The organism is Micromonospora narathiwatensis, from assembly GCF_900089605.1.
GTDB lineage: Bacteria > Actinomycetota > Actinomycetes > Mycobacteriales > Micromonosporaceae > Micromonospora > Micromonospora narathiwatensis.
In genome coordinates this window covers 1,069,094-1,086,473 of sequence record NZ_LT594324.1, presented here as the reverse complement: position 1 = coordinate 1,086,473, position 17,380 = coordinate 1,069,094, and the positions used below count along the sequence as shown (strand labels likewise).

Sequence of the window (17,380 nt, the reverse complement as noted above, 5' to 3'; positions counted from 1 at the left end):
CGTAACCCGAGCCCGCGCGGCACGCCAGCACGCTGACGCAGGCGGCACCCTCCCCTACATCGCGCGTGGTCATGCCCGTGACACCACATCATCGGCCTGATGGCGCGTACGTGTCGGAGACCCACCAGGACCACGCGTCCGTGCCGGCGGTCTATCTCTTGATGCTCGCTGCGGTCACTCGGCTGCGTTGGTCTTGGCAGAGGCACGTTCGAAGAGGCGTTGGCGTTCAGCGGCCACGACCTCGCGGACGAGTTCAGCCTCGGACAAGTCCACCGCCTCTGGCGTGGAGTCGGCCATCTCGCTGACTCGGGCAAACTCATTGAATATCCGCTTCTTACCGGCCAACAGTTCGGTGATCCGCTGGTCGACACTGTCCTCGGACAGCAGCCGGTGGACCTGCACCGACTGCACCTGCCCCATGCGGTGCGCGCGGGCGATGGCCTGTGCCTCAGTGGTGGGCTTGAGCTGAGGTTCACAGATGACGACGACGGATGCGGACTGGATGTTGAGCCCGACGCCGCCGGCCACGATCTGGGCGACGAGGACGGCGCCGTGCCTGGCGGACGAGAACTGGTCCACCATCTGCTGGCGCTGACTGGCTGGCACTGACCCCGTGAGTGGCCCGAAGACCGGCCCCGGCAACGACCGGGCAACCAGGCCGAGCACTTCCCTGAAGTGGGAAAACACGATGACTCGCCGCTCGTTCTCCTCCGCTTCGCGGACGATTTCGATCAGGCGCTGCATCTTCGTGGACTGGGCTCCCTGGAGCATCGCCGCCTGGCGCATTTCCATGAAGTTCCCGCGCTCGACCGCCCCTCGATATCGTGAGCTGTCCGCCGTGGACATGGGAAGCCATTCCTCGACCTCGATGAGCTCGGGGAGTTCGGTCAGTACGTCTTCCTGGTTCCGGCGCAGGTAGGCCGGCGCGATCTGCCGCCGGAATGTCCTCGGCGACAGGTCGGTGGCGTCAACGGTGAGGTCAGGGCGTACGTAGGAGGCAAGGTTGCGGAACTCGTCGACCTTGTTCTCCAGTGGCGTGCCGGTGAGGAGGATCGCCCTGTCCGAGCGCGCAATGAGTTCCCTGGTCCTGGTCGTCCGCCGTGCCTGAGGGTTCTTGATGTAGTGAGCCTCGTCGACCACGACGCACGCCAGATCGCGGAGCTCCCGCAGCGCCGGCTCCCACCACGCCAGGGTCTCGTAGGTCGTGACGGCCACGCCGCCATCCCGCATCCAGGTACGGGCTGCCCGCTCGCGTTCCGGTCCGTGGACCCGATGCGGGCGCAGCTTCGACTTGCCGGTGACCTCGCGAACCCAGTTGGTCACCACCGCAGCCGGGCACACCACCAGGAAGTGCGTCTTACCCCTGCTGCGCAGGTGTGCGAGGACTGCAATCGCCTCGACGGTCTTCCCGAGGCCCATCTCGTCCCCGACGATGACCTTGCGCTGTACCAGGGCGAAGCGGGCCGCAAAGCTCTGGTAGCCGCGCAGCGAGGCGGTCAGGTGTTCACCGTCGAGTGCCTGATCGCGTACCGCCTGGATGATCTCCTCCGGGAGATCGCCGTGCACCGCGTTCTCGTCCTCGGTGACGAACCCCAGCTCGGCAAGCATGGCGAAGTAGTCGGCGGGTCGAGCGAGGAAGTCTTCCCATGGGTCCGCGCCGGCGCTCTTGCGACCGGATCCCGATGACATGCCCAGCAGCTCGGCCCGCCGTTTGACGATCTGGATGCTCTCGGAGAGCCCCGAGGCGGCGAGCTGCCTGGCCGGAATGACAAGCAGGTGACTGGTTTCGCCGTTGATCGCTGCCCGCAGCGGTGCGAGCTCGGATGCACGTTCGAGGTCGGCGGCCGCTCCTCGGGTCTGCCGGCACGAGTCCCATTCGGTGAGGCAGCGCAGCAGTTGAGTGGTCTCTGAATGGCGGTGATTGATGTCAATGCGGACTGGCATCTCGTCGTACGTCGTCTGCCAGAGGGTTTGCGCTGCTCCGAGCATGCGGCGTGCTGAGGTCTCCCCGACGCCCGGCAGCGCCTGAAGGGCCAAGCCGACGTTCAACACGTCCTGCACCGTGCTGATCCCCGCCTCGCCGAGTGGCCCCAGCCGAAGTCGATCGCGGGTGGCGGTCTTCAACGCCTCCACAGGCATCTCCTGCAGGATTCGTTGGACCTCGGCGCGTCTGACCTTCTCACCCGCCTTCTGCGCCGCCGATCGGTACGAGGCTTCGCCTGCGACAACCTTGTCGATGGCATCCAGCGCCTCGGGCAGTCCGTCGACGACCGACCGGTCCAGGATCGCCGAAGCGGTCTGCCCGGAGACGAGGTCGAAGCGGATGGCCGGGTCGAGCAGGAGCTCGAGCTTCAGCCGTCGTGGGTCGGCGCGCGCGGTGAAGGCACCGAGCCACTCCAAGCGACGAGGCTGATCGTTTCGAAGGATCGCCGCGTGGTGATGGCGCAAAAACTCGGCAGCCGCGGCCGCCGATTGTTTCTTCGCCGACCCGGTGAAGAAACGACGTACGCCAAGCATGGCGGCGACGTCGGCGATGGCACGGGGTACGTCCGTGGTGAGCAGCTGCAGCAAGGTGCGATCGTGGGCCGCCGGTACGGGAAGCGTGGCCCGCTCCCACAGGCGCCTGACGACCCCAATGTCACTCTTTCGGAGCGGGAGCACACGCCAGGCGGCTTGGCCGGCCCGGCCGACCATGACGCTCCGTGAGCGAAGGGCTCGTTCATCGCTGCTGGCGGCGTCCTGGACAGCCTGGTGCCAGTCCTGTACCTCCTCGGCACGGTGGCGCCATTGCGTGAAGTCCGCCATGAGGCGACGAATCTGTTCGCGCTCTGTCTTGTTCATGCTCACCGCAGAAATCGAGGGGTTTGCGGACGGATCGTAGTGCACCCCTTACCTGAACGGGACCTCCGAAGACAGCTGTCAGAAAAGCGACACCGACAAACGCAACACCAGCTGACGCAGCCTGTGCCGGCCTTGTGCTCGTCAGTAGTGTCGGTGCTCGTCGGTAAGCTCTGCGAGCTGTCGATCAGGAGGTAGCTGGTGAGGCTCGAGGATCTGTCGGCTGGCGTCCGCGTGGCCGGCGTGGTTCCTGGCGAGACGGTTTCGGTCCTCGCGGCGCAATGGCACGGCCGCGAAGCCGTTGAGCTGACCTACAAGACCCTCGACGGCGGCCTGCGCCAGCAGGTGCTCTTCCGGGCCGACGAGGCCAAATTGAAACTCTCCGACGCGGGCAGCCGACCGTTCGACGCCGCTGCCGACGAGTTCCGGCTGGTCGCCGAGGCCCAGCGGATCTCTCTGGCCGGGTTGTTCGACCCGATGCTGGCGGTGGCCACCAGCGATGTGCAGCCGTTGCCGCACCAGATCCGGGCCGTCTACGGCGAGATGCTCGACCGCATGCCGCTGCGGTTTCTGCTGGCAGACGACCCCGGCGCCGGCAAGACGATCATGGCTGGCCTGTACGTCAAGGAACTCCTGCTCCGTGACGACGTGAAGCGCTGCCTGATCGTGGCCCCCGGTGGGCTGGTCGACCAGTGGCAGGACGAGCTGTTCTTCAAGTTCGGTCTGCGCTTCGACATCCTCACCACGGCCATGGTCGACGCCGCGCTCGGGTCAAGCGTGTTCGAGCAGTATCCGCTGCTCATCGCACGGATGGACCAACTCGCGCGCAACGAAGACCTGACCGCCCACCTCGACGACGCCGAGTTCGACCTCGTCGTCGTCGACGAGGCCCACCGGATGGGCGCGAACTACTTCGGCGGCAAGATCAATAAGACCCGCCGCTTCCAGCTCGGAGAAAAACTGCGTGACCGCACCCGGCACCTGCTGCTGATGACCGCCACCCCGCACGCGGGCAAGGAGGAGGACTTCCAACTCTTCCTCACCCTGCTCGAGCGCGACGGATTCGAAGGCAAGTTCAAGGCCGGCATACACAACCCGGACACCAGCGGGCTCATGCGACGCATGGTCAAGGAGGATCTACTCACCTTCGAGGGCAAACCGCTCTTCCCGGAACGTATTGCTCAGACCGTGCCCTACGAGCTCACCGCAGACGAGCAGGACCTCTACGAGCGCGTCACCGAGTACGTACGCGAAGGGATGAACCGTGCCGCACGGCTGGACGACAAGCGTCGCAACACCGTCGGCTTCGCGCTCACGGTGCTCCAGCGACGTCTGGCCTCCAGCCCCGAGGCGATCTATCAGTCCCTGGTCCGGCGCGCCGAACGACTCAAGCGCCGCCGCGATGACCTGATCCAGGGCCGCGGGGTCAGCGACGAGCCCGCTCCGATCAACCCCCGCGACTGGGACAACGACGAGCACAGCGCCGAAGAGGTTGAGCAGATCGAGGAGGAGCTGCTCGACGCCGCCACCGCAGCTCGCACCATCGCCGAGCTCAACACTGAACTGGCAGACCTCGACAAGCTCATTTACGTCGCCCGCCGGGTCCGCAACCTCGACACCGACCGCAAGTGGGTCGAGCTGCGCAACATCCTCGAAGACAACGACCTCATCCACCCCGGCGCCGAGAAGCCCCGCAAGCTGATCATCTTCACCGAGCACCGCGACACCCTCGACTACCTGGCTCGCAAGATCCGCTCGCTCTTCGGCAAGCCGGACACGGTGCAGGCCATCCACGGCGGTGTCCGGCGCGCCGACCGGCGGGCCGTCACCGAGGAGTTCACCAAGAACCCGGCTTGCCAGATACTCCTGGCCACCGACGCAGCCGGCGAAGGCCTCAACCTTCAAGCCGCCCACCTGATGGTCAACTATGACCTCCCGTGGAACCCCAACCGCATCGAGCAGCGATTCGGCCGCGTCCACCGTATCGGTCAGACCGAGGTGTGCCGCCTATGGAACCTCGTCGCCGCTAACACCCGAGAGGGCGAGGTGTTCAGCCGGCTGCTGTTGAAGGTCGAGGAGCAGCGCAAGGCCTACGGCGGCAAGGTCTTCGACGTCCTGGGGTCGGCCTTCGACGAGACCCCGCTGCGAGAACTGTTGATCGAAGCCATCCGATACGGCGACCTCCCCGAGACCCGGGCCAAGATGGAACAGGTCATCGACGAGACGGTCGCCCACGGGCTCAAGGAACTCCTCGAAGAACGCGCACTCACCCACGACGCCATGTCCGACGCCGACCTGGCACAGATGCAGCGACTCATGGAGGAGGCCCGCGCCCGCCGGCTGCAGCCGCACTACATCGAATGGGCCTTCCGCCTCGCGTTCCAGCGCCTCGGAGGTCGGCTCGCCAAACGTGAGCGTGGCCGCTACGAGATCACGCACGTCCCCGCGGCCGTCCGCGCCGTCACCAAGCACGGCCCCGTTGCCACGCGCTACGAGCGGGTCACCTTCGAGCTCGACCGCATCGACGTCGCCGACAGGCCGCGCGCCGACCTCCTCGCGCCCGGGCATCCGCTCCACGACGCCGTCGCCGAGCTCACCATCGCCCAACTCCGACCCACCCTCGAGCGCGGCACCGTCCTGGTCTCCCCAGAGGTCGAGGAGCCGACCCTGTTGGTCGGTGTCGTCGAGGAGGTCGTCGACGGCACCGAGGAGTCCATCGCGCGCCGGTTCGGCTACGCCTACGTCGACGCCACCGGCCAGGTCACGCCCGCCGGCCCTGCACCGTACCTCGACTGCGTGGCCGCCCCGAACACCCCGGCCGTGGCTGCGGCCAAGAAGTTGGCCTGGCTCGGTGACGCCGAGTCCCGGGCCCGGACCTGGATCATCGGCCACCAGCTCAAGGACTACCTCGCCGAGGTCTCGCCCCGTCGGCTCGCCGAGATCGAGCGCACCCGAACGCGGGTCGACCAGCGGTTGGCGCACGAGTCGAATCGGCTGATCGGCGAGGCGATCGCCGCCCAGGAGAAGGAGCATGCCGGTGTCAAGCCGAAGGAAAGCTCCGAGAGCCTTCTGCGCAAGGCACAGGAACTCCAGGCCCGCCGGGAGGCCCGTCTCGCGTTGCTTGACCAACAGGCCCAGTTGGTAACCAAGCCGCCGCGCATCATGACGGCCGCGCTCGTGCTGCCGTTGTCAATGGTCAATGCTGAGATCCCCGCCGACGCTCCGATCCATGCCAAGGAGACCAAGGCGGTCGAGCGGCGCGGCGTCGAACTGGTGCTCGCCACCGAGCTTGCACTCGGCCGGAAACCGCAGGAGCAGGCCTTCAACAACCCCGGCTACGACATCCTGTCCCTTCCCGCCGACGGCGGCCCTTCGATCCGTATAGAGGTCAAAGCGCGCATCGAGGGCGCCGAGGACTTCTACGTCACCCACAACGAGATCGTCACCGGCAAGAACGCCGTCCCCCACTACCGGCTCGCCCTAGTCACCGTCAGCAAGGCCGGCCCCGAACACGACCAGGTACGGTACGTCGCTGACCCCTTCGCCAGCGTCGACTTCGGCGGCCTCGCTGCCACCGGCGTCCGCGTCAACTGGCCGAAGACCTGGGCCGCCGGCACCGCGCCCTTCTGATCTATAGAGCTAGAGGAAGTTGATGAAGCGCAAGCTGATCGAGGTCGCTCTCCCGCTGGAGACGATTAACCGTGAGTCGGCGCGGGAGAAGTCGATCCGCCACGGCCACCCCTCCACCCTGCACCTGTGGTGGGCTCGGCGGCCGCTAGCCGCGGCACGGGCGGTCTTGTTCGCTCAGCTCGTCGACGACCCGTCGTCGCGTCCCGACAAGTTTCCCACCGAGGAGGCACGGCGCGCCGAGCGTGAGCGGCTACACAAGATCATCGAGCGCCTCGTGGTCTGGGAAAACATCCGCGACGAACGCCTACTCGCCGAGGCCCGGGCGGAGATTCTGCAGTCGTGCGACGGCAACCCACCGCCGATCCTGGACCCTTTCGCTGGTGGTGGCACGATCCCGCTAGAGGCACAGAGACTGGGCCTGAAAGCCCACGCCTCCGACCTCAACCCGGTGGCGGTCCTGATCAACAAGGCGCTCATCGAGATCCCCCCGAAATTCCGCGACCGGCAGCCCGTCTTCCCCGGCTTGGCCGAATCCGAGATCCGGGCCTGGAAGGGCGCCGCCGGGCTGGCCGCAGACATACGGGCCTACGGCGGCTGGATGCGAAACGAGGCCCAAAAGCGGATCGGCCATCTCTACCCGAAGGTCAAGCGTTCCGATGGGTCGCAGGCAACAGTCATCGCCTGGATTTGGGCCCGCACCGTCACCTGCCCCAACCCTGCCTGCGGCATCGAAATGCCCCTCGTACGGTCTTGGTGGCTGGGGAAGAAGAAGGGCAAGGAAGCTTACGTCGTACCAAGTATCGTCCGTGACCCGTCCCATTCTTCGGGCTTGAGAGTTGTGTTCAAGATCGCGAGCGACCAGGTAGGAGCCCCATCGTCTAGCAACGACGGAACGATGATTAGAGGCAATGCGAAATGCGTTGCGTGCGATGCCACCGCGCCGAACCAATACATACGCGATCAGGCCACGTCGATCGGCTTGGGGGCTCGCCTTATGGCAGTCGTCGCCGAAGGTAGCCGGCAGCGCACATACTTGGCCCCAATCGTCGAGCACGAGGAGGCCGCACACGTCCCCCGTCCAGTCGACGTCCCGGATCAACCGGTGCCATTTCCGAACCACGACGTTGATCGACTGCCGATGTACGGCATGCCGCGCTGGTCTGACGCATTTACAAATCGGCAACTTGTGGCTTTGACGACTTTTGGTGATCTCGTATCTGAGGCTCGTGAGCTGGTCCTACGCGACGCACTAAAGGCCGGCATCGCCGAAGGCGAGAGACTGGAGTCAGGCGGCACCGGTGCCGCGGCCTACGCCGATTCGGTGGCGTCTTACTTGGCCATGGCTCTGAGTCGGACTCTTAACAAGTCCACCTCCATCTGTACTTGGGATAGCAGTGCAAAGATGGAGGCGGTGCGCGGGCTCTTTGCTCGGCAGGTGATTCCGATGGCATGGGATTTTGCTGAAGCGAACGTTTTGGGGTCCTCGTCTGGCAACTATGGTGAGGACCTAGAATGGGTAGCTCGCTCGATTGATCGCCTGCCGACGTTTGGTTTTCAGGGACACGCATCGCAGGGCGACGCCAGCACCCGTGACTACCAGGGGGCCTTGATTCACACGGACCCGCCCTACTACGACAACATCGGATACTCCGACCTGTCCGACTTCTTCTACGTGTGGCTCCGGCGCTCACTTCGGTCAATCCATCCGCAACTGCTCAGCACGATGCTGGTTCCCAAGGCTGAAGAGCTAGTGGCCAATCCCTACCGACACAACGGCAAGGACGGCGCTAAGCAGTTCTTTGAGAACGGCTTCCGAAATGTCTTCGCCAATGCAAGGAAGAGCGCCAACGCTGACTATCCGATCACCGTCTGGTACGCCTTTAAGCAGTCCGACGCCTCGGATGAGGGCACTGCCTCGTCTGGGTGGGAAACCCTTTTGGATGGCATGATTCGTAGTGGTTGGGCGATCACCGCCACCTGGCCGAACCGCAGCGAATTAAGCAACCGCATGATCGCAAGCGGGACAAATGCCCTCGCATCGTCAATCGTCTTGGCCTTGCGTCCGCGGTCTGACGAGGCGCCAACTACGGATCGACGTGGCCTCATCTCTGCACTTCAGGCAGAGCTGCCGGACGCCCTACGCAAGCTGCAGCAGGGCGCAATCGCCCCGGTTGACCTCCCGCAGGCTGCCATCGGTCCCGGCATGGCGGTGTTCAGCCGCTACTCGAAGGTCCTGGAGCCGGACGGCTCGCAGATGACAGTGCGATCGGCGCTCGCGCGCATCAACGAGATCCTCGATCAGGTGCTGAGCGAGCAGGAGGGCGACTTCGACGCCACGACCCGGTTTGCGATCGCGTGGTACCGCCAGCATGGCTACAACACCGGCACCTTCGGTGACGCCGACAACCTGGCTCGTGCCCGGAACACGTCGGTGGAGCGGATGGACCGCGACGCGATCCTGACCAGCCGTGCCGGCAAGGTCACGCTGATCAAGCCTGCTGACACGCCGGCCGACTACGACGTCCTAGCCGACGAGCACACATCGACGTGGGAGGTACTGCACCACACAATCCGGATTCTCGAGACCGAGGGGGTTCCGGCGGCGGGTGCGTTCCTCGCGACCGCGCAGAGCCGTCCGGACGGAGCCGTCGACCCCGACCTGGTCAAGGAGCTGGCGTTCCTACTGTTCTCCATCGCCGAGAAGAACGGCTGGGCCAAGGACGCGATCAGCTTCAACGCTGTCGCCCAGTCGTGGGGTGACGTCGTCGACGCGTCCAAGGCCGCACCGAAGCCTCACGAACAGGGCGAGTTCGATTTCTCTCAGGAGGATGACTGATGCCGCTGAAGGCGCACGAGCATCCGCTGAAGAAGATCTTCTCTGCAGACTTCGACTTCGCCATCCCGCACTACCAGCGGCCCTACGCGTGGGGCACAGAGCAGGCCCTGCAACTCCTGGATGACCTTGAGGACGCACTTGTTCGGGACGCAGCCGAGCCGTACTTTCTCGGGTCTCTCGTCCTAGTCAAGCCGGATGAGAACGCGCCGCGTGCGGACGTCATCGACGGTCAGCAGCGTTTGACGACGCTCAGTATCCTGCTCGCCGTTCTGCGGGATCTCGCCGAGAACAACCAGGCCGCTGTCGTCCTGCGCGACATGGTTCTGGAACCAGGGGTGGCCCTGGACGGCATCAAGGCCAAGCCTCGCCTGCTGCTGCGGGAGCAGGACTCCGGGTTTTTCACGACGTACGTGCAGACCCCCGGCCGGCTGAACGACCTGCTGAAGCTCAGCGACCATGCGCTGGCGAACGACAGCCACCGGGCCATCCGGGACAACGCCAAGGTGTTGCAGGAACGACTGTCGTCCTGGACCGACGACAAGCGCAATGCCCTCGCGGCCCTCGCCCGTAACCGGACCTTCCTGGTGGTTGTCAGTACGCCGGATCTGGCCAGCGCACACCGCATCTTCAGCGTGATGAACGCTCGAGGTCTCGACCTCGAGCCCTCGGACATCTTCAAGTCCGAAGTGATCGGCTCTATCGACGCGGCACAGCAGCAGGCGTACGCGAAGGCGTGGGAAACCGCGGAGCAGAACCTCGGGCGCACGACCTTCGCCGACCTGTTTTTGCACCTCCGAATGATCGTGGCGAAGGCACGCGGCCAGCGCGAGCTACTGATCGAGTTTCCCCAGCAGGTGCTCAACGCCTATACCAAGACCGGTAGGGCCACGAGCTTCGTCGATGACATGCTCATCCCTTACGCCACGGCGTACACTCACCTGCTTAATCAAGACTACGACGAGTATGGCGCCGCCTGGTCCAAGGTCAACAACTGGCTGCGACGCCTGGTCCAGCTGGACAACAACGACTGGCGCCCGCCGGCGTTGTGGGCCCTGAAGAACCACGACGACGACCCCGCGTTTCTCGACGCGTTCCTGCGGCGGCTGGAGAGGCTCGCGGCCAGCATGTTGTTGCGGCGCGTCTACACCACCCCTCGGGTGACCCGGTACATCGAACTACTCAAGCAGCTCGACGCTGGCGCCGGTGTCGGCGCGGCGGCCTTCGACCTGACTGCCGACGAGAAGCAGGAGACGCGCGAACGCCTCGACGCGGAGCTCTACAAGGTGCAACCCGTACGGAAGTACGTGCTGCTGAGGCTCGACGAGTTACTGGCAAACGCTCCCGGCGTCTCCTACAAGCACAAGACCATCAGCGTTGAGCATGTGCTTCCGCAGAAACCGCGCAGCGACAGCCAGTGGGTCAAGGACTTCGCGGAGGACGAGCGCGCCTTCTGGACGCACCGCCTCGGGAATCTGCTGCTGCTCAACAGGAACAAGAACAGCCAGGCGCAGAACTACGACTTCGCGACAAAGAAGGAGAAGTACTTCAGTCCCGCAGCCGGTGTCACTGGCTTTGCCTTGACAACCAGTGTGATCATGGAGCCGGTCTGGACTCCGGACGTGCTTGAACGGCGGCAGGCCGAGCTCACGGGAATTCTGGTCAAGGAGTGGGAGCTCAACTGACATGGCGATCTCGAACCGCGACCGCATCGGCCAGATGTTCGATGCGCTGTCTCCGGCGCTGAACGACTTCATCACGAGAGTCGTGTCTCCCCAGCTGTCGCAAGGCCACGACTGGACACAGCTGGTCGCGCTCAAGGACGCCAAGAACGGGATCTCGGGAAAGGCCTACTCGACGACGGATCCGCAGCTCCAGCTGCGCATGCTGACCGAGAACATTCCCCACCAGGTCAAGCCCGGCTGGTTCCCGTTCGACGGCCAGCTGTCGAAGCTCCAGCAGTCCTACGCCAGCGAGTTGCGCGACGTGCGCAACGGCTGGGCGCACGGTGACTCGTTCAGCAATGACGATGCCTACCGGGCGCTGGACACTGCGGAACGGCTGTTGTCGGGGATCGGTGCCTCCGGTGCCGCCGCAGAAGTTGCCAAGATCCGGCTGAATCTGCGCCGGGTCACGGCGGAGAAGGACGACCGCCGCACCCTCAAGGCAGCCGCCGAGACGGCCGACTCGACAGGGCTGCGGCCGTGGCGCGAGGTGCTGCGACCGCACGACGACGTGGCAACCGGCAACTTCCAGGCCTCCGAGTTCGCCGCCGACCTCTTCAAGGTTGCCCAGGGACAGGCCGGCAACGACTATGCCGACCCGGTGCAGTTCTTCTCTCGCACCTATCTGACGGAGGGTCTGCGCGACCTGGTCGATCGCGCGGTCCGGAGAATGACCGGGGACGACAACGCATCCCCGGTCATCAATCTGCAGACCAACTTCGGTGGCGGCAAGACCCACTCGATGCTGGCGCTCTGGCACCTGGCCGGCGGCACGCCACTCGGCTCATTCCCTCAGGACACCCAGGACCTGCTGGGGCCGCTGGGCTACGACACGATCAAGGATGCCCACCGGGTCGCCATCGTCGGTAACCACTTCGCCCCCACCGGCGAGACCAAGCCGGACGGCACCTTGGTGAGAACGGTCTGGGGTGAGCTCGCCTGGCAGCTCGGCGGTGCCGAGGCGTACAAGATGGTTGCGGACTCCGACCGGGCCGGCACCAACCCCGGTCGGGCGCTGCACGACCTGCTCGCGGCGTACTCGCCGGCGGTGATTCTGATTGACGAGTGGGTGGCCTATGCCCGGCAGCTGCCGGACCACCCCGAGGAGGCGACCGCCGCCGGCATCACTGGCGGCACCTTCGACACCCAGTTCACCTTCGCCCAGTCCCTGACGGAGGCGGCCAAGGCAACCAGCGGAGTGCTGCTGGCCATCTCGATCCCCGCGTCCGAGACAGGGAAGGATCCCAACGAGGTCGTCGCCGGAAACGCCGAGGAGGTCGGCGGACGCCGCGGCCTCGCGGCGCTGCAGCGGCTCCAGAACGTCGTGCGCCGCATCGCCAATCAGTGGCGTCCCGCCTCTCCCGACGAGGCTTACCACATCGTCCGGCAACGGCTGTTCGTCGCCCCCGACGCGAATGCGCTGGCCTCGATCGGCGCCACGGCACGAGCGTTCGTGGAGTTCTACCGCAAGCACAGCGACGAGTTCCCCCGCGAGGCGCGAGACTCGACGTACGAGGACCGAATCAAGCGGACCTTCCCCATCCACCCGGAGCTGTTCGACCGGCTCTACGAGGACTGGTCGAGCCTCGAACGCTTCCAGCGGACGCGCGGCGTGCTGCGCCTCATGAACACCGTGATCCACGCGCTGTGGGTGGGGGAAGACAACGGTCCGCTGATCATGCCCGGGTCGATTCCGCTCGCGACTTCTGCTGTGAACTCCGAGCTCACGCAGTATCTGCAGGACTCGTGGAAGGCGATCATCGACGCCGACGTCGACGGCCCGAACTCCGAGCCGACGAAGATCGATAACGAGAAGCCGCTGCTCCAGACACGCCGGGTCACCAAGCGGCTGGCCCGCGCCATCTTCTTCGGCGCCGCTCCGACCATCGGCTCGGCGCACAAGGGCCTGGAACGTCAGCGAGTCTTCCTCGGCACCGCGATCCCCGGCGACATCCCGGGCAACTTCCACTCCGCGCTTGCAGCACTCGGCGACCGAGCGACCTACTTCTACTCGGGGTCAGGGAAGTACTGGTACGACCTCCAGGCCAACATCACCCGCCGAGCCAAGGACCAGGCCGAGCGGCTGCACGTCGAAGAGGTCTGGGCCGAGGTGCGCCACAGGCTCGCCGACCAGGCGCAGCGCCGTGGCGACTTCGCTGGCGTGCACATCTGCCCGGAGGACAACGGCGACATCCCCGACACCGATGAGGCGCGGCTGGTCATCCTGCACCCCAAGGTCACCCACAAGAAGGGGGACCAGGAGTCCAGCGCCATGAAGTTCGCCCGGTCCGCGACCGACCACCGTGGGACCGCCCATCGGGTACACCGCAACATGCTGGTCTTCCTGGCGGCCGACGTGAACCGCATGGAGGAACTGGAATCGGCGGTACGGGACTACCTCGGATGGTCGCACGTACTGGACAACGCCGACGAGCTCGATCTCACTCAGAACCAGAAGAACCAGGCGACGGACAAGAAGCGGCAGGCACAGGACACTGTCAGCTCTCGGCTGCTGGGTGCCTACCACTGGGCTCTCGTACCGGAGGCTCCCAACCCGGGATCACCGTTCGTCATCACCGGCACAAAGGCGGAGGGACAGTCGACGTCGCTGGCGGAGCGTGTTTCGAAGCGGCTCGGCGCCGATGGCGCGCTAGCCACCCAGCAGGCCGCCGCGGCAGTCTCGCTCTGGCTCAACCGACTGCCGAAGCTTTGGGAGAACGGTCACGTCAAGGTCGGCGATCTGTGGCGCCAGTACACGACGTACCCCTACATGCCACGGCTGCGGGATAGGTCTGTGCTGGCCCGTGGCATCGCGGACCAGCCGCTGTTGTGGCAGCAGGAGGGCTTTGCTCTTGCCCTTGAGTACGACGGCGAACGCTACAAGGGACTTATGTTGCCGTCCGACGGCAACTTCGGTCAGGCCACCGACTCCATGCTCTTGGTCAAGCCCGAGCTGGCGCTCGCACAGCGGCAGCGGGAGACGACCCCTGAACCCGGCCCTGAGCCCGGACCGGAGGCGAACCCAAGTACTGGGTCTGGCTCCGGTCCTGGTCCCCAGCCCGGTCGCGGTCCTGAGCCTGCCCCATCGCCGAAACCGACAATCGGCTACTTCTTCGGGAGCAAGACCCTCGACTCGACTCACTACGCCTTGGACTTCAAGAAGCTGATGGACGAGGTGATCCAGCACCTGACCTCCACGCCGGGGGTCAACCTGAAGGTCCGCGTCGAAATCGAGGCCGAGGCACCCCACGGGTTCTCGGAGTTTCAGATCCGCACGGTCTCAGAGAACAGCAACGCCCTCAAGTTCGACCAATCCGGCTTCGAGGAAGATCACTAAGCGCGGGACCTGGGCCAGGTGCGCCCGTCGGCGGCTGCTGCTGCCGACGGGCGCGCATCTCTTCGTCCAGATTGCGCCGGCCTTGCTACGCGTCTTGACGGGCGTGTCGGCCTCGGCCCCGCTGTCTCCGCCTGCGCAACCTGCCGTCGGCCCCAAGCTCGCTCAACCCAGCATGGCGGCTTCTGTCCATTCCCTGACTACCGGTAGCCAACTGAGCTACACAGGCACTACTGGTAGCGGCGCCACTTGACGTCAAGATCGTCGGAGAGAAGCGATCGAAGTCGGTGCGCCAACTCACGAGCTACGTCAGGACGGCCAGCGAGGGAGTCGATGGTACTGGTAACCAGCTGCAGCTCCCGAACGCGGCGCAAGACCGGCCAGCCTGCCCACGCAGTGATGTCGAACCCATAGACCTCGACGAACTCCTGATAGTCGGCAGGTGAGCGACCGAAGCGGGTGGCGCCGTGGGCGGTTGGTACGAGATCCCACTCCCGCGGGCCAATACACACGCCGTCCAAGTCGCACAGCAGCGGCTCTGGGCGGGCGACCGCGCCGTAACCTGCGGCAGGGAGGAGGACGTTCCCGGTGTGGGCATCCCCGTGGATGACGCCTGGCGGCAGCTGCCACGCGACCCGATCGAGATCCTCTTCTGCCTGGTCGCAGCGCAAACGAAGCTCCCGCAGGAGGTCAGCAGCCCCGATCCCCAGCTTCGTTCTCGACCACCGCTCCAGCTCGGCGGCTTCCTCGTGCGCTAGCGCTGCGGCAGCGTCGAGGCGCCGACGAAACTTCCCAATAGGCGACCAGCGCGGTAGCGCTACATCGAGCCGGTCAAGGCTGTGAAGGGCCCGGAGCGGCGCGGCCAGGTCGACTGGCTTGGGCTCGTCGCTGACAGTCGGTACGTAACGCCATGCGGTGGCTACCCAGTCCCCGCTGAAGAACGGTTGAGCAGCGATACCGGGGGCAAGACGCACGGCCGGCCTGCCGGCCATCTCAAGGCATGCCGCAACCGACACCACCCGGTGGGCGAGCGTCGCAGCATGCGAGCCGGCAGCAAGTCGGATCACGAGTGGCGGCGCCACGAACACAGCGTTCATCGTGTACTTGACGAGGCTTGCGCCATCCGGGTCGACGCCGATCTGGGCACAGACGTCGTTCAGATGGACACGGAGCTCCTGCGCGATGGCTTCGCTGAGCGCGGTGGTCATCAGACCGCCTGCAGCTCCGCGATCCGGCTGCCGAGAGCGGCGAGCGCCGGCTCCCGATCGGCCTGCCGTGCGGCGAGCTCCCACAGTGCGTTCAGACGATCGTTGACGCGAGCCGATCGCATCCCATCCGCCATCAGCCCCACCGCCTTCATCCCGTACTCGCCAGCGGTAGCGAGATCACCGGCCAGGATACTCGCCGTGGCGACGGAGATCGTGTCGAAGATATAGGATCGACGATCTTGAGGCTGGCGTAGCCGCACCGCTTGGTGCGAGTGCTCGGCGGCGCGGTCGACGTAGCGCACGTGCTCGGGGTGGCGAGCGAGGGCCGAGTAGACGACGGCGGAGATTCCGTGCACGTCTGCCTCGGTCAGCGCGAAGTGGGTCCAGGCCGGTGCGGTGTCCAGGTCTGCCTGCTCGAGCTCGCCTCGCGCACGGGTCAAGCTGTCGACGACTTGATGGTCGGCACCGAGGAGCGCGTAGGCCCAGGCGGTGTTGGCGTGCAGGATGGCGACGCTCGCGTGACAGCCGGCTTGCTGTGCCGCGAGTTGCCCAAGGCCGAACAGTTGCAGCGCTTCGGCGGGCTGTTCCTGGTGCAGGCTGACCCGCCCGAGGCGATACAGGGTGTTGGCCAGCAGCGGCAGCGAGTCGGTCTGCCGCGCCAGGACGAGGCTCTGGGTGAGATGGCGGCGGGCCATGTCGTGATCGTCGAGATCGTGCGCTACCCAGCCGACGAGGTTGTGCAGCTCAGCAAGGGCAGCCCGCAGGTCGGCAGCAACCGCATCGGCGCATTTCATCTGTAGGAGCTGCGTCGCCCACGCCACGTATCCGCGTGCGGATTGCAGGCACCGGCCGCCTCCGGCAGCTGCGTCGAGACGCCGGTGGAAGGCGGTCACAGCACGAACGGTGGCCACCTCGTCCCGACCGACGATGGCCGGGACGACGATCTCCTGGGAGCTGGGCAGCCACCGCTGCACGTCGGCAGGTATTGCGCCGACCGCGATGCTTGCGACGACGCCGAGCAACTCTCGGTGGTCGATCGGCGCGAGGGACCTGGCCTGGTCGGACGGGGAGTCCTGCCGATGGTGGCGAGCCTGTTCGTCGAGGGCGAGCCCCATGTAGTGGCGCGGGATGTTCAGCCCTTCCGCGATTCGCTCCAGCACCGCGTAATCGGTGACGATGCGACGACCGGAAGCGATCTCCGAGACCCGGCTCGCGCCCAGCCCGGTTGCGGTCGCGATCGCCGACCAGCTGAAGCCGCGTTCCTTCAGGAAGCCGAAAACCGCTCCGATGTCGTGGCGAGCAAGGTGTACGCGCACGGCAACGCCGCGGTAAACGCCGTCGCGCCACCACTGCGGCCTGACGATCCGCTGCATGGATGCCACTCCCTCCTACTGCGGATACTGCGCAGAGTAGTCGGCTCCGTGCAGGATGTCCGCCCTGCCGCTGGGCCTTCGGCCCGCCATCTCACGATGAGAAGCCCATCGTGGGGCGCTCATCGCTGGCTAGCTGCCGGTAGCGGCATCGGCCAAGGTCGTTGGCATGCCAGTCAGAAGCCGTCACCGCCTCCGGGTCCTGCAACAGGGTTCGGCGACCGAAGCTGAGCAAGCTCCGAGGCTGACTCTCATAAAGGGTGGCGACCGCCATCAACAGGCTGGCCAGGACGGGTTCGGGGTGGGTGCTGTGCAGGAGGCCCGCTCGCCTCGGACCAATGCGCGGCTGGAGCTGACGTTGACCCGAGACGTCGTTAGCGCTCCCGCCCGCGCTTGCCGGAGATCCGTGTCGCTCGGGATCGTCGTCCCCCGCGCTTTCCCGA

7 protein-coding genes are annotated in these 17,380 nt (G+C 65.8%); 4 read left to right on the top strand and 3 right to left on the bottom strand.

Annotated features, from left to right (window positions below):
• Window positions 1-174: 174 nt before the first annotated feature.
• The gene (locus tag GA0070621_RS04920) at window positions 175-2,841 is read right to left on the bottom strand and encodes a DEAD/DEAH box helicase (RefSeq protein ID WP_091202011.1); all 2,667 of its coding nucleotides are present in this window, start codon (window positions 2,839-2,841) and stop codon (window positions 175-177) included.
• Window positions 2,842-3,039: 198 nt separating this feature from the next.
• Here GA0070621_RS04920 and GA0070621_RS04915 point away from each other — a divergent pair, with 198 nt between their 5' ends.
• From GA0070621_RS04915 to GA0070621_RS04900, 4 genes are read left to right on the top strand one after another with little or no spacing between them, the layout of a single operon-like run.
• On the top strand, window positions 3,040-6,468 hold the full coding sequence (locus GA0070621_RS04915) for a helicase-related protein (RefSeq protein WP_091191943.1): 3,429 nt from the start codon (window positions 3,040-3,042) through the stop codon (window positions 6,466-6,468).
• 22 nt (window positions 6,469-6,490) lie between these two features.
• Complete coding sequence (locus GA0070621_RS04910; protein WP_091191941.1) at window positions 6,491-9,304, top strand: DUF1156 domain-containing protein; 2,814 nt, start codon at window positions 6,491-6,493, stop codon at window positions 9,302-9,304.
• A complete protein-coding gene (locus GA0070621_RS04905) occupies window positions 9,304-10,986 on the top strand; it encodes a DUF262 domain-containing protein (protein ID WP_091191940.1) in 1,683 nt (560 codons plus the stop codon). The genes GA0070621_RS04910 and GA0070621_RS04905 overlap by 1 nt, the downstream gene beginning before the upstream one ends.
• Before the next feature lies 1 nt (window position 10,987).
• Window positions 10,988-14,362, top strand: a complete 3,375-nt coding sequence (locus GA0070621_RS04900) for a Swt1 family HEPN domain-containing protein (RefSeq protein ID WP_167666591.1) — start codon at window positions 10,988-10,990, stop codon at window positions 14,360-14,362.
• Window positions 14,363-14,589: 227 nt separating this feature from the next.
• Here the strand turns inward: GA0070621_RS04900 and GA0070621_RS04895 are convergent, their stop codons facing one another.
• Both GA0070621_RS04895 and GA0070621_RS04890 read right to left on the bottom strand, forming a co-directional pair.
• Window positions 14,590-15,567 carry a phosphotransferase gene (locus GA0070621_RS04895; RefSeq protein ID WP_091191938.1) on the bottom strand — a complete coding sequence of 326 codons (978 nt, stop codon included), beginning with the start codon at window positions 15,565-15,567 and terminating at the stop codon, window positions 14,590-14,592.
• A complete protein-coding gene (locus GA0070621_RS04890; protein ID WP_157739832.1) occupies window positions 15,567-16,940 on the bottom strand; it encodes a tetratricopeptide repeat protein in 1,374 nt (457 codons plus the stop codon). Before GA0070621_RS04890 ends, GA0070621_RS04895 begins: the two co-directional genes overlap by 1 nt.
• Window positions 16,941-17,380 lie beyond the last annotated feature (440 nt).

Excerpts from the sequence above, each read along its gene's own strand:
- GA0070621_RS04905 (WP_091191940.1), top strand. The coding sequence starts at position 9,304 with ATGCCGCTGAAGGCGCACGAGCATCCGCTGAAGAAGATCTTCTCTGCA.
- GA0070621_RS04910 (WP_091191941.1), top strand. The coding sequence starts at position 6,491 with ATGAAGCGCAAGCTGATCGAGGTCGCTCTCCCGCTGGAGACGATTAAC.
- GA0070621_RS04920 (WP_091202011.1), bottom strand. The coding sequence starts at position 2,841 with ATGAACAAGACAGAGCGCGAACAGATTCGTCGCCTCATGGCGGACTTC.
- GA0070621_RS04890 (WP_157739832.1), bottom strand. The coding sequence starts at position 16,940 with ATGCAGCGGATCGTCAGGCCGCAGTGGTGGCGCGACGGCGTTTACCGC.
- GA0070621_RS04895 (WP_091191938.1), bottom strand. The coding sequence starts at position 15,567 with ATGACCACCGCGCTCAGCGAAGCCATCGCGCAGGAGCTCCGTGTCCAT.
- GA0070621_RS04900 (WP_167666591.1), top strand. The coding sequence starts at position 10,988 with ATGGCGATCTCGAACCGCGACCGCATCGGCCAGATGTTCGATGCGCTG.